Below are 18922 nucleotides of genomic sequence, written 5' to 3'. Positions count from 1 at the left end.
AATTTATGAAAACAAAATTTATTATCTTATCTCTTCTGATGGGAGGAAGTTCGGTTTTTGCGCAAAGTAATCATTGGCAAGAATTGAAAAATAAAAATTTTCAACCTACTAATTTAGTTGAAAGATCAACTGTTCCTAAAGAATTTACATTATTTAAATTAGATGTTACAAGTTTACTTAATGACTTAAATTCTATTGCCAACAAAGGGAATAATAATGCTCAGTTAGTAAACATTCCGAATGAAAATGGAGAAATAACAAAATATCTTGTTGAAGAAGCATCTATTATGGCGCCTAAATTACAAGAGAAATATAACACGATTAAATCTTATGTAGGGAAATCTGTTGATGGAAAAGCTACAATCCGTTTTAGTTATTCTCCTTATCACGGTTTTAGTGCAATGATACAGAAAGGTCACGATATTTCTTATATTGATGCTTATACAGAAGATTTGTCAACTTACATTTCTTATAGTAGAAAAAATGTTGATGATAATATTAATTTTTCTTGTCATACAGATGATGTATATCAACAGAAATTAATCAATCAAATCACAAATGATATACCTACGAATAAAACTGCTATTGATGGTAAAATGAGAAAATACCGTTTAGCTTTAGCGACAACTATAGAGTACTCTAGATACCATGTAAATAGAGCTGGATTATCATCTGGTACCAATGAAGAAAAACTAGCAGCTGTTATTTCAGCTATAAATGTAGCTATGACTCGTGTAAATGGTGTTTATGAAAAAGAGTTTGGTGTAACAATGGAACTAGTGGAAAATAATGATAAAATTATTTTTATTACAACAGATGAATACACCAACAATAGTGGAAGTGCTATGCTAAAAGAAAATCAAATTGTTTTAGACAGAGAAATAGGTGTAGATAATTATGATATTGGCCATGTTTTTTCTACTGGTGGTGGTGGAGTAGCTTACTTACAAAGTCCTTGTAGCACAATTAAAGCAGGAGGTGTAACTGGATTAGGAGCACCTATAAATGACCCTTTCTATATCGATTATGTAGCTCATGAAATGGGACACCAATTTGGAGCACCACATACTTTTAACAATTCTTGTAGTGGAAATCGCTCAGGCGCTACAGCAGTTGAACCTGGTAGTGGAAGTACCATTATGGCTTATGCTGGTATTTGTCCTCCTAATGTACAAAATAATAGTGACCCTTATTTTTCTACTGTAAGTGTTAGTAATATATATAATTTTGTTACTTCTACAAATGGAAGTTGTTCAGTAAATACTGATTCAGGAAACAATGAACCTATAATTGTTCTAGATAAATTATCATATAACATTCCTCACTCAACTGCTTTTGTTTTGGAAGCTACTGCCAGCGATCCTGACGGAGACGCAATAACATACAACTGGGAACAAACAGATACACAAATAGCTACGCAACCTCCTGTATCTACTAATAAAAATGGACCAACATTTCGATCTCTTAATCCAACTACAGTAGGATACAGATACTTCCCTAATTTACAATCAATTGTTGATGGTAAATTAACTTTAGAGACAAATCCAGCTCCTATGAACTGGGAAGTTATTCCAAGCGTTGCTCGTACGCTAAAATTCTCTCTTTTAGTTAGAGATAACAATCCTAAAGGAGGTCAAACTGACCGTAAAAATGTTGTACTTGTTACAAAAGATTTCGGTCCATTCAAAGTGACTTCGCAAGCGACAACTGATTATTGGACTCAAAATTATCCAGCATCAATTACTTGGGATGTTGCGGGAACGGATGCAAATGGAATTGATACACAAAACGTAAAAATTTTATTATCGGTTGATGGTGGAAAAACATTTGATTATGTTTTAGCTGAATCAGTTCCAAATAATGGAAAATATGATTTTACAGTTCCAACAAATGTTACCTTGACAAAAGAAGCGCGCATTATGATTAAAGCGATTGATAATGTTTTCTTAGCTGTAAATGCTGCAAATTTTGAAATTTCTGATAAATTAGCAACTTCTGAGATCAATTCAAAAGATTTAGCGACAATTTCTCCAAATCCTTCAAATGGAATAATCAATTTAGATTTTACAAAATCATTTACAACAGGTAAAATTATGGTGACAGATTTAGCAGGAAGAACAGTTTATTCAAACACGTTAAATTCTTCGAAATCTCAACAAGTTAATTTATCTAATTTAGCAAATGGTGTTTACGTTGTTTCGATTGAAGCAGGTAACGAACAATTCACGAAAAAAGTGATTATTAAAAAATAATTATTCATAAAAATTACTTTAAATGCCAAGTTGTCTGACAGCTTGGCATTTTTATTTTTTCTCATTACAATTAACTTATCCATAATGGCAGAAATTGGCTATTGGCACGTTTTTCGTTGATTAAAAATCATCAATTTAGAAAAAATAAAAAATACAAATATGTCACAATTAAACATTAAACCATTAGCAGATAGAGTGGTTATTGAGCCTGCTCCAGCAGAAACTAAAACAGCTTCGGGAATTATTATCCCAGATTCAGCAAAAGAAAAACCACAAGAAGGAATTGTAGTTGCAGTTGGTAATGGTAAAAAAGATGAACCAATGACAGTTGCAGTTGGTGATAAAGTTCTTTATGGTAAATATTCAGGAACTGAATTAAAATTAGAAGGTAAAGATTACTTAATCATGCGTGAAGCTGATATTTTGGCAATCATCTAAAAATGTAAAATGTCTAATTGTACAAAGTAAAATGTATTATTAGATTTTTAATTTATTCAACATAACAAAACCAAGTACTTTGTACTTTTTACATCGTACATAATACAATAAACAAAAAATGGCAAAAGATATTAAATTCGATATTGAATCAAGAGACGCTTTAAAAAGAGGTGTTGATGCATTAGCAAATGCAGTTAAAGTAACATTAGGACCAAAAGGTCGTAACGTAGTTTTAGAAAAATCTTTCGGTGCTCCACATGTAACTAAAGACGGAGTTTCTGTAGCGAAAGAAATCGAATTGGAAGATCCAATCGAAAACTTAGGTGCGCAAATGGTAAAAGAAGTTGCTTCTAAAACAAACGACGTTGCTGGTGATGGTACGACAACTGCTACAGTTTTAGCTCAAGCTATCGTTCGCGAAGGTTTGAAAAACGTTGCTGCTGGTGCAAACCCAATGGACTTAAAACGTGGTATTGACAAAGCTGTTGCTGGAATCGTTGCTAACTTAAGAGAGCAATCTCAAGAAGTTGGTGATTCATCAGAAAAAATCAAACAAGTTGCTTCTATCTCTGCAAATAACGATGATACTATTGGAACATTAATCGCTGAAGCTTTTTCTAAAGTTGGAAAAGAAGGTGTTATCACTGTTGAAGAAGCGAAAGGAACAGAAACTTATGTTGACGTTGTAGAAGGAATGCAATTCGATCGTGGATATCAATCTCCTTACTTCGTTACAAATGCAGATAAAATGATTGCTGAATTAGAGAATCCTTACATCTTATTATGTGAGAAAAAAATCTCTAACTTACAAGAAATCTTACCTTTATTAGAGCCAGTTGCTCAATCAGGTCGTCCATTCTTAATCATTTCTGAAGAAGTTGAAGGTCAAGCTTTAGCTACTTTAGTTGTGAACCGTTTAAGAGGTTCTTTAAAAATCGCTGCTGTTAAAGCACCAGGATTCGGAGATCGCAGAAAAGCAATGTTACAAGATATCGCTATCTTAACAGGAGGAACTGTTATTTCTGAAGAGCAAGGAATTACTTTAGAAACTGCTACTTTAGAAATGTTAGGTACTGCAGAAAGAGTTGTTATCGACAAAGACAATACAACTATTGTTAACGGAGCTGGTGATGCAGAACAAATCAAATCTCGTGTTAACCAAATTAAAGCGCAAGTAGAAACAACTACTTCTGATTATGACCGCGAAAAATTACAAGAACGTTTAGCTAAATTGGCTGGAGGTGTTGCTGTATTATACGTTGGTGCTGCTTCTGAGGTTGAAATGAAAGAAATCAAAGACCGTGTTGATGATGCTTTACACGCAACTCGCGCTGCTGTAGAAGAAGGTATCGTTGCTGGTGGTGGTGTTGCTTTCGTTAGAGCTTTATCTAACTTAACAATTGACACAACAAATGCTGACGAAGCGACAGGTGTTAAAATTGTAACGCGTGCAGTTGAAGAACCATTACGCCAAATCGTTCACAACGCTGGTGGAGAAGGTTCTGTAGTTGTTGCTAAAGTAAAAGAAGGAAATGGAGATTTCGGATACAATGCAAAAACTGACGAATATGTAAACATGATCGAGGCTGGAGTTATTGATCCAACTAAAGTTGCTCGTGTTGCATTAGAAAACGCTGCTTCTGTTGCAGGTATGTTAATTACAACTGAAGCCGTTGTTACAGAAATTAAAAAAGATGAGCCAGCTATGCCACCAATGGGAGGTGGAATGCCAGGAATGATGTAATCATCAACTCATAAAAATATACAATAGAAAAAGCCATTCAGAAATCTGAATGGCTTTTTCATTAAGTCATAAATAATAAAAACTATATAATCGTCGATTTTCCCATCAATACATTTTCAAAATTGAAATATGAATGATGATCATGATCGCTCAATAATATCTTTGCAATATAATTTGCCACAACAGATGTCGAATAATCACTCGTTTCATCTAAATCTGAAGTTACAATCAAATTATTAATCGCATTTTCCACCGCATTTTCTATTGCTTTCGCACCTTCTTCTAATCCCAAATAACGCAACATCATTGCAGCACTCAAAATAGAAGCCATAGGATTTGCAATTCCTTTTCCTTTTGCTTGCGGATACGAACCATGAATAGGCTCGAACAATGCATTTTCTGTACCAATAGAAGCCGAAGGCAACAAACCTATACTTCCTCCAATTACACTTCCTTCATCCGAAATAATATCGCCAAACATATTCTCAGTCAAAATCACATCAAATTGTTTTGGATTGATAATTAATTGCATCGCTGCATTATCAACAAACAAGAAATCTAATTCAACTTCTGGATATTCTTGGCTAATATCCATCGCAACTTTTCTCCACAAACGAGACGTGTCCAACACATTTGCCTTGTCTACCAACGTTACTTTTTTGCGACGTTTCATTGCTTCCTGAAAAGCTAAATGTGTAATTTGTTCAATATCTTTTCTATTGTACGAACACGTATCATACGCATGCGAACCATCTTGCGCCGTAAATTTTTCTCCGAAATAAATTCCATTAATCAACTCACGAAAAATAACCATATCTGTTCCTTCGATGTGCGAACGTTTCAATGGACTTTTCCCCAACAAAGATTCGTAAGCCTTGATTGGACGGATATTTGCAAATAAACCAAGTTCCTTTCTCAGCTTTAACAAACCTTGTTCGGGACGAACTTTTGCGTTCGGATTATTGTCATATTTTGGATCTCCAATAGAACCAAACAAAACCGCATCTGCATCTTTACATGATTGCAACGTCGCATCTGGTAAAGGATTTCCAGTTTCGTCAATCGCAATTGCACCAATCAAAGCTTCCTCAAATTCGAAATTATATTTAAAAATTTGTTCAACGACTTTCAGAATTTTTATTGTTTCCGAAACGACTTCTGGTCCTATTCCATCGCCAGAAAGTACTGCAATTTTATGCGTTTTCATGTTGTAAAGATTTATGGTTTTGTTCGTAAGTTTCTATTTTATCTTTTTGACTGATTAAAAAATCGATATCATCATATCCATTTAATAAACAGATTTTTTTATAAGAATCAACATCAAAGTTGATGGTTTGATCTTGAATTTTTAAGATTTGATTTTCTAAATTAACTTCAAATTCAGTTGAAGAATTTTGATCGATGATTTCAAAGATTTGATTTAAAATTTCATCTGAAACAACGATTGGTAAAATTCCGTTATTCAATGCGTTTCCTTTAAAGATATCTGCAAAATAACTACTAATCACTACATCAAACCCATAATCTTTTATTGCCCAAGCTGCGTGTTCACGGCTGCTTCCACAACCAAAATTTTTTCCGACAACTAATATTTTCCCTACATATTTTGAATCATTCAGCGGAAAGTTATCAATTGATTGATTATCTTGATTAAATCGCCAATCTCTGAATAAATTATCTCCAAAACCTTCTCTACTAATTGCTTTCAAGAAACGAGCTGGAATAATTTGATCGGTATCTATATTTTCTATTTTAATCGGAACAGCCGATGATTTTAATTGATTGATTGAATCCATTTTGAGTAAATTTTAATTGATATCAACAATTTTTCCATGAATTGCAGCAGCAGCAGCAATCAAAGGACTTGCTAATAATGTACGAGAATTTGGACCTTGACGACCTTCAAAATTTCTATTCGAAGTCGAAACACAATATTTTCCTTCTGGAACTTTATCGTCATTCATCGCCAAACAAGCCGAACAACCTGGTTCGCGCAATCTGAATCCAGAAGCTTCAAAAATTTTATCCAAACCTTCTTCTATCGCTTGCTTTTCTACTTGTTTCGATCCTGGAACAATCCACGCTGTTACATTTTCATTGCGCTGTTTTCCTTTCACATAATTTGCCACTTCACGCAAATCTTCGATTCTTGCATTGGTACAACTTCCGATAAACACATAATCAATTGGATGATTGATGATTGATTGATTATCTTGGAAACCCATATATTTCAATGCTTTTTCAAACGATTCTTTTTCATTATCGCTTAACGAATCTTTTGATGGAATGATATCTTTCACCGAAATTCCCATTCCCGGATTCGTACCAAACGTAATCATTGGATAAATATCCGCCGCATCAAATTCTATTTCTTCATCAAAAATCGCATCAGCATCACTTGGTAAAGTTTTCCAATACGCTACTTTTTGCTCCCACTCTTCTCCTTTCGGGGCAAATGGTTTATCTTTTAAATAAGCAAAAGTTGTTTCGTCTGGTGCAATCATTCCGCCACGAGCGCCCATTTCAATCGACATATTACAAACTGTCATTCGACCTTCCATCGACATATTCTCGAAGACATCTCCAGCATATTCACAGAAAAAACCTGTTCCAGCATTTGTTCCAACTTTAGAAATGATATACAAAATCACATCTTTTGGTTGAACATTTGGATTCAGTTTTCCGTTGACTTTGATTCGCATCGATTTCGGTTTATTCATCAACAAACATTGACTTGCAAAAACCTGTGCAACTTGGCTTGTTCCAATTCCGAAAGCAATCGCTCCAAAAGCACCATGCGTAGACGTATGACTATCACCACAAACCATACTCATTCCCGGTTGTGTAACGCCCAATTCTGGCGCAATAATGTGAACAATTCCTTGATACGGATGACCTAAGCCATAAAATGTAATATTATTTTTTTCGCAATTAATTGCTAATTGTTCTAATTGTTGTTTTGATAATGGATCTCGAACTGGCTGATCTTGATTGATCGTTGGTACATTGTGATCCGCAGTTGCGACAATTTGATCTGGACGAAAAATTGGAATATTTCTCGCTTCTAATTCTGCAAAAGCTTGTGGACTTGTTACTTCGTGAATCAAATGTTTATCAATGTAAACAACTTGTGGTCCATTTTCTACTTGGCTGACAACATGGGCATCCCACACTTTATCGAATAATGTTCTCATGCGAATTTTCTTTGTGTTGATTGGTTAAACTGATGCATTAATCCAAGTAAATCTTCGCGAACAACTTCTTTCTTCAAATCTGCGATTTCTAAAAATTGTTCATATAAAATATCTAATTCATTTTTAGATGTGTCGAAACCGATATCTTTCAGACGATAAGCTAACGCCGAACGCCCGCTACGAGCTGTCAGAATAATAGAGGATTCATTTACACCAACATCTGCTGGATTGATAATTTCGTATGTTTCACGATTTTTAATCACACCATCTTGATGAATTCCAGAACTGTGCGCAAACGCATTTGATCCTACAATTGCTTTGTTTGGTTGCACCATCATTCCCATTGTTTCAGAAGTCAATTGACTTAATTCTGTTAACATTTGAGCATTGATATCTGTATAGAAATTTAATTCTTTGTGTTGTCTAAAAATCATCACAATTTCTTCTAAAGCTGTATTACCAGCGCGCTCACCAATTCCATTAATCGTACATTCTATTTGGCGTGCTCCATTTATTGCTCCTGCAACTGCATTCGCTGTCGCTAAACCTAAATCGTTATGATTGTGACAAGAAATAATCACATTATCAATTCCTTGAACATGGTCTTTCAAATATTTAATTTTATTTCCGTACTCAAAAGGTAAACAATAACCCGTTGTATCTGGAATATTAAGAACCGTCGCACCTGCTTTGATCACTTCTTCACAAACTTGAGAAAGAAAAGTATTATCCGTTCTTCCTGCATCTTCAGCATAAAACTCAACATCATCTACAAATGTTTTTGCATAAGCAACCGCTTCAACTGCACGTTCGATAATCGCTTCACGATTCGAATTAAATTTGTGAATAATATGAGAATCCGAAGTTCCAATTCCAGTATGAATCCTTGGTTTTACCGCACATTGTAAAGCTTTGGCTGCAGATTCTATATCTTTTTTGTTTGCGCGAGTTAAACCACAAACTGTGGCATTTTTCACTAATTTTGAAATTGCATTTACGGCTTCGAAATCTCCTGGACTTGAAATTGGAAAACCAGCCTCGATAATATCAACACCTAAATCATCCAATCGAGCCGCAATTTCTAACTTCTGTTTTTTGTTTAACTTACACCCCGGCACTTGCTCTCCATCTCTCAGTGTCGTATCAAAAATTTGAATCTTCTCAGCACTCATTGCAATTAGTTTTCTTTGTTATTGTGATGTAAAATTAAAATTGTACTAACTTTAATTTCTCAAATTGAAATAGGTTTTACAATTCTTAAAGCTAAAATATTTTAATCAATTATTTTATTTTCAATTAATTACACATAATTTAATTACAATGTCAAATCATAACAAAGACGCACTATTTAGTTTAATAAAGTCGCTTAATCGTTCCGAAAAACGTCAATTCAAGCTTTATGTAAATCGTTTGCAAATTAATGCAGATGCAAAATTTTTGTTATTATTTGAAGCGTTGGATAAGTTGGAAGAATATGATGAAACGTTAATTTTGAAGAAAAAAATTACCACGAAACAACAATTATCAAATCTAAAAGCGCATTTGTACAAACAAATTTTGTTTAGCTTGAGGATGAATCCTTCGCAACAGAATTCGCGTATGCAAATACGTGAACAATTTGATTTTGCTACAATTTTATACCAAAAAGGCTTGCACAAGCAAAGTCTAAAAATGTTGGACAAAGCCAAAACTCAAGCCTTAGATTTTGACGAAAAAGCCATTGCTTATGATATTTTAGAACTCGAAAAAATTATCGAATCGCAATTTATTACGCGAAGTATTTCTGGTCGTGCAGATCAATTGATTGAGCAATCAGAAGAGTTAAGTTTACAGAATTTACAAGCAAGTAAATTATCTAATTTATCACTGAAATTGTATAGTATTTTGCTCGAAAATGGATATGCAAAAGATGAAAAAGAAATTAAGAAAATTCAGAATTTCTTTGATTCGGAAACAAAAAATATTGATTTTAAGAAATTAAAATTTAAAGAGAAATTATGGTTTTATAAAGCGAATGTTTGGTTGTCGATGTTAACGCAAAATCTACATTCTGCCTATGAATTTTCTAAAAAATGGGTTGAGTTATTTTACGAGAAAAAAGAACGAATTCTTAGTCATCCTGTTTGGTTTATCAAAGGAAATTCATATTTATTGAAGATTTTATACCTGAAAAAAAATTCGGAAGAATTCAAATTTTGGTTTGATAAATTAGAATCTGTTTACGAGATTTTACCTCAAAATGATAATGTGGAAGCGCTTTGGTTTATCAATAAATTTAATAGTAAACTGAATTATTTTTTCATTAATCCGAAAGAAAATATTAGTCCATTTTTGATTAAAGATATTTTGCGCGAAATAAAATTGCATCAACATAAAATCGATAATCATCATATTTTGGTACTTTATCTAAAGATTGCTGCGTATTATTTTCTGAATAAAGATTGGGATAATTCATTCGAATATTGTCAAAAAATAATCAATAGTGAATCGACAATTCAAGAAGATTTACATTTTTATACCTTGGTTTTGATTATGATGAATTTGTATGATTCTGGCAACGATCAAGAATTGGATACGTATTCGTACAAAACGCATCAATTCTGTAAAAAGATGAAAAATAGTAACATTATTACACGAAAAATTAGTTTGTTTTTTATTGAATTGAATGATTTGTATCCACATGAAAAAGTGAAAGCTTTTCGAGAATTAGATGATTTCTTAAAAGATTCTGACAATGAAAATTTGTTGCGTAGAAATACCAATTATATCAATCTTAGACGTTGGATGGAAGATAAAATTTAGACTTAAATTATCTGCATAAAATAATTTTAAAAATTTAGTGTTTTACATATATTTATATCTAATCAACACTAAACATGATGTACCAAGATTACAAAGTTGGCGAACATAAGGCGAACAAAGGATTGCGCTTTTTGAATTTTATTATAGATTATGTATCAATCATTTTATTGACAATGTTATTTTTCGGTTTTATAGCAATTGTTATTGTAATCATTAATCCAGAAAGCGACATTATTTATCAATTAGAAAATATAAATCCTTTGATTGATAGAGTTATCACAGTCTTTTTTTATGTTTTATTGATTTTTTTATCAGAGTTTTTAACCAAAGGACGTTCTATTGGCAAATTAGTTACCGGAACAAAAGTTGTGATGATAGATGGTTCTACACCTACCACGAAAGATTATTTTATGAGAAGTCTTTGTAGAATAATTCCTTTTAAGTTTTATCTTTTTTAGGAGAAAATGGTTGGCACGATAAGATTTCTAAAACTACAGTTGTCAATAAAAAAGCTTTTGAATTAGATTTATCACAAGCAGACAACATCGAAAGTATCGGAAAAACAGAGTTTGAATAATTTTCTATAAAATAAAATCTATTCAAATTATCTCAAAACAATAATTTATGTAAAAAATCATTGTTTTTTCTGCGTATTATTTCGCAAAAAAGGCTATTTATTAATACCTTTGCAACGTAAATATATTTTTGAGAAATGGAAAAACAACCTCAAGAGGTAGTGTTAGTTGGTGCTGGTATCATGAGTGCTACTTTAAGCATACTTCTTAAAAAAATAAATCCGGCTATTAAGATTTCTGTTTTCGAAAAATTAGATAAGATTGGATTTGAAAGTTCTGATGCTTTCAATAATGCAGGTACTGGTCACTCTGCTTTTTGCGAATTGAATTATACGCCAATGGACAAAAATGGAGTGGTTAATATTGATAAAGCAATTAATATTGCAAAACAATTTGAAACTTCTAAAGAGTTTTGGTCTTACTTAGTCGAAAATAATTACGTTTCTTCTCCCGAAAAATTCTTACGTCCTACTCCACACATGTCTTTTGTTTGGGGCGATGACGATGTAAATTTCTTGAAAAAACGTTACGAAAAATTATCTCAACATCCTTTATTTAAGGATATGGAATATTCTGATGATGTTTCTAAAATCAAAGAATGGGCTCCATTAATTGTTGATGGTAGAAAAGGTAATGAAAAAGTCGCGGCAACGCATATGAACTTGGGAACTGATGTGAATTTTGGTGAATTAACGCGTCAAATTTTCAAAGGTTTACAAGACAAAAAAGAAATTACGTTAGAAACTGAACACGAAGTAAAAGACTTAACTCGTCTTAGCAACGGAAAATGGGCAGTTAAAGTAAAAGATTTAAAATCTGGAAATAACAAAGCACTTAATGCTGATTTCGTATTTATTGGTGCAGGTGGAGGAGCAATTTTATTGTTGCAAAAATCTGGAATTCCAGAATCGAAAAAATTTGGTGGTTTTCCAGTTGGTGGACAATGGTTAATTTGTCAAAACGAAGAAGTCATCAAAAAACATCATGCAAAAGTATATGGAAAAGCAAAAATTGGTGCACCACCAATGTCTGTTCCTCACTTAGATACACGTGTTATTGATGGAAAACAATCTTTATTATTTGGACCATTTGCAACATTCTCAACAAAATTCTTAAAATACGGATCTAATTGTGATTTATTCAAATCTGTAAACTTAGGAAACGTAGGATTTTTGATGAATTGTGGTTTAAACAATATCGATTTAACAAAATACTTGGTAGAACAAGTGATGTTGTCTAAAGCGAAAAAAGTAGAAGAATTACAAGAATATTTCCCAGAAGCGAAATTAGACGATTGGTTCGAACAAACTGCTGGACAACGTGTACAAGTAATCGAAAAACAAGACGGAAAAGGAGTTTTGAAATTTGGTACAGAAATCGTTACATCTCAAGATGGAACAATGTCTGCTTTATTAGGAGCATCTCCAGGAGCATCTACATCTGTTAGCGCAATGTTGAACTTGATGAAACAATGTTTCCCAGACTTGATGAAAAACAACTGGAACGAAGCGATCAAAGAAATGATTCCTTCTTACGGTGAAGATTTAGCACAAGCTGAATTAGTTGAAGCATCAAGAGCACGTACAACTAAAGTGCTTAAAATTTTAGATTAAGATTTTCTTACATCATATAATTATAAATCCTGATATTCATTTATCAGGATTTTTTTGTTTTAAGTAAATAATAACTTTTATAATTACTCAATATATATTTTAGATTGAGTTTCTATCGTTGTTAATTCACTAAAATTAAATTGTATATAGCCAGCCTCACCTTCTTTTTTATTCAAATTAAGTTTAGAACGCCCAATTTCTTGATTATTCATATCTTTTATTTTAACTAAAATATCGCCGTTAAAATCTTTATTGAAAATTAGATAAATTTCTAAAGTATTTGGATTTGTATTTAATATTTTCCCCATCTCAACTCCTTTATTTTTTAATGGATCTAAAATAAAAGCTTCATTTTTTAAAGTTTTTTCAACACCATCATAAGTTGATTTTCCAAAAGAAGTTGCAGAACGACCAGTAAGATCTCCTGTTTTTGAAGACACATTAACAATAAAATCATCTCCTTCGTTCACAATTTTATTATAAGTTTTTGTTACAGTAAGATAAATAGTAAAAATACTTAAAGCAATACACAAAAATAAACTAATAAAAATAGAGCTTTTATAGCCTTTTTGTTTCTTGATGAAAACCTTATAAATGCTAAAAAGCATAAATGCAAATAGTACAATTATTGCAACTATTAAAATGATTATTTTTACCATAGGTTGTTTGGTTTTAATTATTTATAAATCCTAAATCAATATAAAATTTTTATCTGATTTTACAAAATATCATTCATTTATCAGGATTTAATTTTTACACAAAACTTAAAAGCATAAAAAAAGGTTTAAGAATAAATTCTCAAACCTTTTAATTTTTTCTGAACATCTTAGTCTTTCTTGTCTTCGCTTTTGATAATTTCGTATTCAACTTGCATCACTCCTGTGTTGGTGTGACCAATTTCGCTGAATGCAGCTTGACTTAAGTCTAAAACTCTAGATTTAGCGTATGGACCTCTGTCGTTGATTTCTACAACCACAGATTTACCATTTCTGATATTCGTAACTTTTACTTTCGTACCAAATGGTAAAGACTTATGGGCAGCCGTTAGTTCGTGTTTGTCGTACGTTTCACCACTAGCTGTCTTGCGTCCGTGGAATTTGTCTCCATACCAAGAAACAACTCCTGTCGAGATTTTTCGAGCACTATTCTCGATAAGTTCTCCAACCAACTTTTCATCTTCAACTGATAATGTATCTTTTTTGATGGTATCATTATCAATATCGTTACTAAATCTTTTCTCAGAAGCTGGCATAATAATTGTATCATTATTACCAGAATCCTTAAAAATTTTACCATCAGCATTTGCTATTGGAAAAATCATTAACATTGCTATAAACGCTGTAATGCTTTTCGTCATCCTTTAGATATTTCTGATTTACTTTGCAAATTTAAGGGTATAAACAGCTTCTTGTTTAGAATTATTCTAATCGATTGATTTTTAATTCTAAAATCTCTTGTGCTTTGCGAATTTAGATGCCTACAGCGATTTGTTAATTTAATGTTAAAATAAACTTATAATCCCAATTTTTTTGGCAATTATTTGTTTAAATCGGATATGTTATTGATAATCAATAAATAATCATTTTGTATAATTTGAAGAAATTTATCAAATAAAGAAATAAAAAAGGTAAAGTTTACAAAACTTTACCTTTTCTTAATTTTTAAAGATCTAAAAATCAATTATAAACTAGCTAAAATGTCTTTTACTTTAGCTGAAATTAATTTTCCTTCCGCTTTACCAGCTAATTTAGATGAAGCAGCTCCCATTACTTTTCCCATATCTTTTGGAGAAGTAGCGCCAACCTCTGCAACAATTTCTGTAATTGCAGCTGTTAATTCTTCGTCTGATAATTGAGCAGGTAAAAATTGTTGAATAACTTCTGCTTGCGCCAATTCTTTTTCAGCTAATTCTGCACGGTCGTTTGCTTCGAATTGTTCAGCAGCTTCTTTACGTTGTTTTACTAATTTTTGTAATAAAGCAATTTCTTGATCTTCTGATAATTCTCCGTTAGCACCAGATGTTTTTGCTAATAATAATTCAGATTTTACAGCTCTTAAAGCTTCTAAAGCAACAGTATTTTTAGCTTTCATCGCTTCTTTTAACTGTGCCATTATTTGAGTTTCTAAATTCATTTGTTTTGCTTTTAGACTACAAATTTAAGACAAAAAAAGGCTCATCGCAAAAGCAATGAACCTTTTCTATAATAAGAATATTTTTTACGAGTGATCGTTTGTTAATCTACGTTATCGTGTAGAAAATTGTTTGGACGAATTTGTGTTTCGTTGTTACGATTCGTTCCGACAGAAAAATCAGAAGATTGATTATCATTACGATCAGATAAATTCAATCCTTGACGTTTGTAAGCAGGAATTGCTTCGTATTCGTCTACTTGAGAATTCGTCATCGTATTGTTGAATTTAAAATTAAATTGTTTCAAACGATTTCTTCTCTCTTCAATCATACTATTCAATTCAGGATCATTTGATTGCTCAATTGGCTGATTAAATGGGTCTACAGCAACTTGCACTTCTTCTGCTTGTGGTGCAGTTGATTGAGCTACATTAGACTGAATTGGTTCTACATTTCCATATCCTTCGTTCTTTGGAGCTTGGTATCCAGTATAATTATTTTGAGGATAATTTGACTGTTCTGAAGCTACAGGATTAGAATATGAATTATATGTTTGATTATTATTTACATTATTCGTTGGTTCTTGCGGACGATTAAAATCAGATTTTAAACGTGGTTCGAAATCATCATAAGAACGTCTTTCTTGTACTGGCTCATCTTCAATATCATCTAAAACATAACGCTTTGGAGAATTATTTTCTTCGAAAGATTCTTCTGGCGTATTGTGATAAGTTTGTTGTTGAAAACTTTGGTTAATATCTGCTTGACGATAATTATTTTGAGGAGCCTCTGGCGTTTGATTTTGTTGAGGCGTTTGTTGTGCTTGTTGAGAAGCATTAGAACGACCAAAGTCTAACGTCATTGGTTTTACACGATTCACAAAAGGTTGCTCAACTGATAATGTTTTATTTATTGGTTGTTCTTCCTCTAATGTGTGTACAATTTTTTGTTCCTCTTTTCCTGTATATGCTTGATCTTCTGTAGGAAAACCAGTTGCCACAACAGTTACAGAGATAGAATCTCCTAAATCTAAATCTTCACCAATACCCATGATAATATTTGCACTATTACCAGCTTCTTGTTGAATGTAATCATTGATAATACCGATTTCGTCCATTGTAATTTCGTTATTACCAGACAAAATCAATAACAATACGTTACGTGCTCCTGTAATTTTGTTGTTGTTTAACAATGGAGAATCTAAAGCAGAAGAAATTGCATCTTTCGCTTTGTTTTCACCAGAACCTTGAGCAGATCCCATGATTGCTGTACCAGAATTTTTAAGTACTGTACGCGCATCACGTAAATCGATGTTCATTGCATAGTGTTGTGTAATAACTTCTGCAATTCCTTTAGCTGCTGTTGTTAAAACCTCATCAGCTTTTGAGAAACCATTTTTGAAACCTAAGTTTCCATATAATTCACGTAATTTATCATTGTTAATAACAATCAATGAATCTACGTTTTGTCTTAATTTTTCGATACCTTTTTCGGCTTGTTCCAACCTCATTCTTCCTTCGAAAAAGAATGGCGCTGTAACAATCCCTACAGTTAAAATATCCATTTCTTTTGCAATACCAGCAATTACTGGTGCTGCACCGGTTCCTGTACCACCACCCATTCCGGCAGTAATAAAGACCATTTTAGTTCCTTCGTCTAAAACAGCTTTTACATCATCCATACTTTCGATAGCAGATTGCTCTCCTACCTCGGGATTTGCTCCAGCTCCTAAACCTTCTGTTATTGCTTGTCCTAATTGAATTCTTGTTGGTACTGGACTATTTGCTAATGCTTGAGAGTCCGTATTACAAATTACAAATTCTACACCTGCAATTCCTTGTTCAAACATGTAGTTTACGGCATTACTACCTCCACCACCTACTCCGATTACTTTGATAGCTTGAGATCGGCTCTTTGGTAAGTTGAACATAATATCTCCTGTTAACATATCACTCATATTCTTCTTATTAAATTGGTTCGTAATTTATTCTAGTTTATTCTTATTATTCAGTTTCGTTGATCATTTGGATAAATTTATCCGTCCATTTCGAAAAGAAATTTTTCTTTTCTGGTTTAGATTTAGCTTCTTTCTTTTCTCCAATTTCTTGATCCAAGAATTCGTCTACTACTTCTTCTCTTTTTGGTTTTTGGATAATTTCTTCCTCAACAACAATTTCAGCTTTTACAGTCTTTATTTGTTGTGTTGGTTGAATTCCAATTTCTAATTCTTCTTGGTTATTTAAATTATTAATAACTGGTTTTTCATAAATTTCGTGCTGATAATTCGCCGCTAATTCTTCTAAACCTTTCATTAATAATCCAACAGATGTTGCATATTCTGGTCCGCTAATTTCCTCAGCTTTTGCTCCGACAATATGTTCGTTAGAGTATCCAATTCTTACATCCATTCCTGTTACATATTCTGTAAGTTGACGAATGTGTTTCAATTTAGATCCACCACCTGTTAAAACGATTCCTGCAATCAATTTTTTGTTTTGATCTTCGCAACCGTAGTTTTTCAATTCCAAATATACTTGTTCCAAAATTTCCTGCACACGTGCATGAATAATTTGTGACAATCTTTTTAATGATATTTCTTTTGCTTCGCGTCCTTTTAAACCAGGAATCGATACAATTTCTGTTTCTTTATTTTCTCCTGGCCAAGCAGAACCAAATTTTTCTTTTAAAGCTTCGGCTTGCTTTCCAATAATAGAACATCCAACTTTAATGTCTTCTGTAATCACATTTCCTCCAAACGGAATAACAGATGTGTGACGAATAATATTATCCTTAAAAATTGCAATATCCGTTGTTCCACCACCTATATCAATCAATGCAACACCAGCTTCTTTTTCTTCTTCGCTAAGCGCAGCACTAGACGATGCAATTGGTTCTAAAGTAATACTTGCCAAACGTAAACCAGCAGCTTTTACACAACGTGCAATATTTCGGATAGATGAAACTTGCCCTACAACCACATGGAAATTAGCCTCTAAACGGCTTCCGTACATTCCGATTGGTTCGCGGATTTCGCCTTCGTTATCAACCTTAAATTCTTGAGGAAGAACATGGATAATTTCTTCTCCAGGTAACATGACCAATTTATATACTTGATTTGTTAATAACTTTAAATCATTATCATCAATCACGTCTTCTGAATTGGTACGAGTAATGTAATCGCTATGTTGTAAACTACGAATATGTTGTCCGGCAATACCAACAGTAACATCAGTAATTTTGACACCAGATGACCTTTCAGCCTTATCAATTGCTTCTTTTATCGAGTTGATGGTTTGTGTAATATTATTCACAACACCTCTGTGTACACCCAAGCTTTTTGCTTGTCCGTGTCCAAGAATCTCAATTTTTCCGTTTTCATTTTTTCGTCCGACAAGCGCTACAATCTTTGTAGTCCCTATGTCTAAGCCAACTGCAATCTTACTATTGTTCTCCATTTTTTATTCGTTTGGTTGCTACAACTTGGTTTACAAATTTCAAGCTCAATTTTTCATAATCTTCAGTTCCTATAAAATCAATGTATTGATTATAGAATAATTTTAGATTATGTAACTTCTGTTCAAAGTTGTTTAAAGTTCCTAATTCTATATAATAGTTTCCTGTGTTTACAATTAAATTAAAAGAACGTTGTCCCACTTTTTGAATGGCTATGATGTGATTTTTTAATAAATCGTCTGCTTTCAAAGCTTGAACAAATTTACTCAAATCCTCATATTCATTCGGTTTTACATCACCAGAAACTAAGATTACATCTGCTGAATTTAATTTAGATAAAGGCATTTTTCCGCCTTTTGTTGTCAAATAAAATTCATTTTTCAGCGTCTTTATTCTTGCTACTGCTGAGTTTGCTTTTATGTCAAGTCGTAAATGTCCGTTGATATCTTTACTTACTTGTACAGAATCTACAAAAGGACTCTCACTTACTTTTTGTTCGATTTCCTTAACATTCACATCTCGTAGAGATTGTTTCAGAATGTCTTTTCCATCTTTGTTGATAATTTCTCTTATCGATTCATCATTAATAAAATAATTATCAACTGGCTGAACAAACGCCACGTCAATTTTATTCACTGTACGCGAAGCATTCTTAATTACCGTAAAACTAATCAAACCGATTAGCAAGGCAACTCCAAAAATCACTTTTATGATTTTCAA

The 18922-nt window shown here is 32.6% G+C and carries 16 protein-coding genes; 6 read left to right on the top strand and 10 right to left on the bottom strand.

Annotation, left to right across the window (positions count from 1 at the left end; all coding sequences use genetic code 11):
• Window positions 1-5 precede the first annotated feature (5 nt).
• The 3 genes from N5D90_RS10730 to groL all read left to right on the top strand — a co-directional run bounded on the left by N5D90_RS10730 (window position 6) and on the right by groL (window position 4434).
• Window positions 6-2252: a reprolysin-like metallopeptidase gene (locus tag N5D90_RS10730; RefSeq protein ID WP_236688179.1), complete on the top strand. Its 2247-nt coding sequence runs from the start codon at window positions 6-8 to the stop codon at window positions 2250-2252.
• A gap of 159 nt (window positions 2253-2411) precedes the next feature.
• Window positions 2412-2690: a co-chaperone GroES gene (gene groES / locus N5D90_RS10725; protein WP_019975019.1), complete on the top strand. Its 279-nt coding sequence runs from the start codon at window positions 2412-2414 to the stop codon at window positions 2688-2690.
• A 118-nt stretch (window positions 2691-2808) separates the two neighbouring features.
• On the top strand, window positions 2809-4434 hold the full coding sequence (gene groL, locus N5D90_RS10720) for a chaperonin GroEL (protein WP_038332902.1): 1626 nt from the start codon (window positions 2809-2811) through the stop codon (window positions 4432-4434).
• An 82-nt stretch (window positions 4435-4516) separates the two neighbouring features.
• Here groL and leuB read toward each other — a convergent pair whose 3' ends face one another.
• The 4 genes from leuB to N5D90_RS10700 are packed head-to-tail and all read right to left on the bottom strand — an operon-like array spanning window position 4517 to window position 8800.
• Window positions 4517-5641 carry a 3-isopropylmalate dehydrogenase gene (gene leuB, locus N5D90_RS10715; RefSeq protein ID WP_280062432.1) on the bottom strand — a complete coding sequence of 375 codons (1125 nt, stop codon included), beginning with the start codon at window positions 5639-5641 and terminating at the stop codon, window positions 4517-4519.
• Entirely contained in the window at window positions 5628-6230 is a 603-nt protein-coding gene (leuD, locus tag N5D90_RS10710) for a 3-isopropylmalate dehydratase small subunit (protein WP_280062431.1), read from the bottom strand. The genes leuB and leuD overlap by 14 nt, the downstream gene beginning before the upstream one ends.
• Window positions 6231-6242: 12 nt before the next feature.
• On the bottom strand, window positions 6243-7628 hold the full coding sequence (gene leuC / locus N5D90_RS10705; RefSeq protein ID WP_115001721.1) for a 3-isopropylmalate dehydratase large subunit: 1386 nt from the start codon (window positions 7626-7628) through the stop codon (window positions 6243-6245).
• On the bottom strand, window positions 7625-8800 hold the full coding sequence (locus tag N5D90_RS10700) for a 2-isopropylmalate synthase (RefSeq protein ID WP_280062430.1): 1176 nt from the start codon (window positions 8798-8800) through the stop codon (window positions 7625-7627). The genes leuC and N5D90_RS10700 overlap by 4 nt, the downstream gene beginning before the upstream one ends.
• A gap of 148 nt (window positions 8801-8948) precedes the next feature.
• Here N5D90_RS10700 and N5D90_RS10695 point away from each other — a divergent pair, with 148 nt between their 5' ends.
• The 3 genes from N5D90_RS10695 to mqo all read left to right on the top strand — a co-directional run bounded on the left by N5D90_RS10695 (window position 8949) and on the right by mqo (window position 12618).
• Window positions 8949-10430 carry a hypothetical protein gene (locus N5D90_RS10695; protein ID WP_280062429.1) on the top strand — a complete coding sequence of 494 codons (1482 nt, stop codon included), beginning with the start codon at window positions 8949-8951 and terminating at the stop codon, window positions 10428-10430.
• 74 nt (window positions 10431-10504) lie between these two features.
• Window positions 10505-10888 carry an RDD family protein gene (locus tag N5D90_RS10690; protein ID WP_280062428.1) on the top strand — a complete coding sequence of 128 codons (384 nt, stop codon included), beginning with the start codon at window positions 10505-10507 and terminating at the stop codon, window positions 10886-10888.
• A gap of 254 nt (window positions 10889-11142) precedes the next feature.
• A complete protein-coding gene (mqo, locus tag N5D90_RS10685; RefSeq protein WP_115001727.1) occupies window positions 11143-12618 on the top strand; it encodes a malate dehydrogenase (quinone) in 1476 nt (491 codons plus the stop codon).
• A gap of 83 nt (window positions 12619-12701) precedes the next feature.
• On the opposite strand, the gene N5D90_RS10680 is transcribed toward mqo, so the two are convergent.
• The 6 genes from N5D90_RS10680 to N5D90_RS10655 all read right to left on the bottom strand — a co-directional run bounded on the left by N5D90_RS10680 (window position 12702) and on the right by N5D90_RS10655 (window position 18922).
• Window positions 12702-13277 (bottom strand): hypothetical protein, encoded by a 576-nt coding sequence (locus tag N5D90_RS10680; protein WP_280062427.1) that lies wholly within the window; start codon window positions 13275-13277, stop codon window positions 12702-12704.
• A gap of 167 nt (window positions 13278-13444) precedes the next feature.
• Window positions 13445-13975, bottom strand: a complete 531-nt coding sequence (locus N5D90_RS10675) for a septal ring lytic transglycosylase RlpA family protein (protein ID WP_125349637.1) — start codon at window positions 13973-13975, stop codon at window positions 13445-13447.
• A 323-nt stretch (window positions 13976-14298) separates the two neighbouring features.
• The gene (locus N5D90_RS10670) at window positions 14299-14751 is read right to left on the bottom strand and encodes a GatB/YqeY domain-containing protein (protein ID WP_038332853.1); all 453 of its coding nucleotides are present in this window, start codon (window positions 14749-14751) and stop codon (window positions 14299-14301) included.
• A gap of 101 nt (window positions 14752-14852) precedes the next feature.
• Complete coding sequence (gene ftsZ / locus N5D90_RS10665; RefSeq protein ID WP_084106861.1) at window positions 14853-16697, bottom strand: cell division protein FtsZ; 1845 nt, start codon at window positions 16695-16697, stop codon at window positions 14853-14855.
• A gap of 55 nt (window positions 16698-16752) precedes the next feature.
• The gene (gene ftsA, locus N5D90_RS10660) at window positions 16753-18204 is read right to left on the bottom strand and encodes a cell division protein FtsA (protein WP_280062426.1); all 1452 of its coding nucleotides are present in this window, start codon (window positions 18202-18204) and stop codon (window positions 16753-16755) included.
• Complete coding sequence (locus N5D90_RS10655) at window positions 18191-18922, bottom strand: cell division protein FtsQ/DivIB (protein WP_280035426.1); 732 nt, start codon at window positions 18920-18922, stop codon at window positions 18191-18193. Before N5D90_RS10655 ends, ftsA begins: the two co-directional genes overlap by 14 nt.

The organism is Empedobacter sp. GD03797, assembly GCF_029842105.1.
In the GTDB taxonomy this organism is placed as follows: domain Bacteria; phylum Bacteroidota; class Bacteroidia; order Flavobacteriales; family Weeksellaceae; genus Empedobacter; species Empedobacter falsenii_C.
Note: the sequence above shows the minus strand (reverse complement) of the source record. Positions and strands in the feature narration are given on the sequence as shown.

What these genes read in the sequence shown, in the direction of transcription:
- N5D90_RS10730 (WP_236688179.1), top strand. Translation starts at nt 6, where the DNA reads ATGAAAACAAAATTTATTATCTTATCTCTTCTGATGGGAGGAAGTTCG.
- groES (WP_019975019.1), top strand. Translation starts at nt 2,412, where the DNA reads ATGTCACAATTAAACATTAAACCATTAGCAGATAGAGTGGTTATTGAG.
- groL (WP_038332902.1), top strand. Translation starts at nt 2,809, where the DNA reads ATGGCAAAAGATATTAAATTCGATATTGAATCAAGAGACGCTTTAAAA.
- leuB (WP_280062432.1), bottom strand. Translation starts at nt 5,641, where the DNA reads ATGAAAACGCATAAAATTGCAGTACTTTCTGGCGATGGAATAGGACCA.
- leuD (WP_280062431.1), bottom strand. Translation starts at nt 6,230, where the DNA reads ATGGATTCAATCAATCAATTAAAATCATCGGCTGTTCCGATTAAAATA.
- leuC (WP_115001721.1), bottom strand. Translation starts at nt 7,628, where the DNA reads ATGAGAACATTATTCGATAAAGTGTGGGATGCCCATGTTGTCAGCCAA.
- N5D90_RS10700 (WP_280062430.1), bottom strand. Translation starts at nt 8,800, where the DNA reads ATGAGTGCTGAGAAGATTCAAATTTTTGATACGACACTGAGAGATGGA.
- N5D90_RS10695 (WP_280062429.1), top strand. Translation starts at nt 8,949, where the DNA reads ATGTCAAATCATAACAAAGACGCACTATTTAGTTTAATAAAGTCGCTT.
- N5D90_RS10690 (WP_280062428.1), top strand. Translation starts at nt 10,505, where the DNA reads ATGATGTACCAAGATTACAAAGTTGGCGAACATAAGGCGAACAAAGGA.
- mqo (WP_115001727.1), top strand. Translation starts at nt 11,143, where the DNA reads ATGGAAAAACAACCTCAAGAGGTAGTGTTAGTTGGTGCTGGTATCATG.
- N5D90_RS10680 (WP_280062427.1), bottom strand. Translation starts at nt 13,277, where the DNA reads ATGGTAAAAATAATCATTTTAATAGTTGCAATAATTGTACTATTTGCA.
- N5D90_RS10675 (WP_125349637.1), bottom strand. Translation starts at nt 13,975, where the DNA reads ATGACGAAAAGCATTACAGCGTTTATAGCAATGTTAATGATTTTTCCA.
- N5D90_RS10670 (WP_038332853.1), bottom strand. Translation starts at nt 14,751, where the DNA reads ATGAATTTAGAAACTCAAATAATGGCACAGTTAAAAGAAGCGATGAAA.
- ftsZ (WP_084106861.1), bottom strand. Translation starts at nt 16,697, where the DNA reads ATGTTAACAGGAGATATTATGTTCAACTTACCAAAGAGCCGATCTCAA.
- ftsA (WP_280062426.1), bottom strand. Translation starts at nt 18,204, where the DNA reads ATGGAGAACAATAGTAAGATTGCAGTTGGCTTAGACATAGGGACTACA.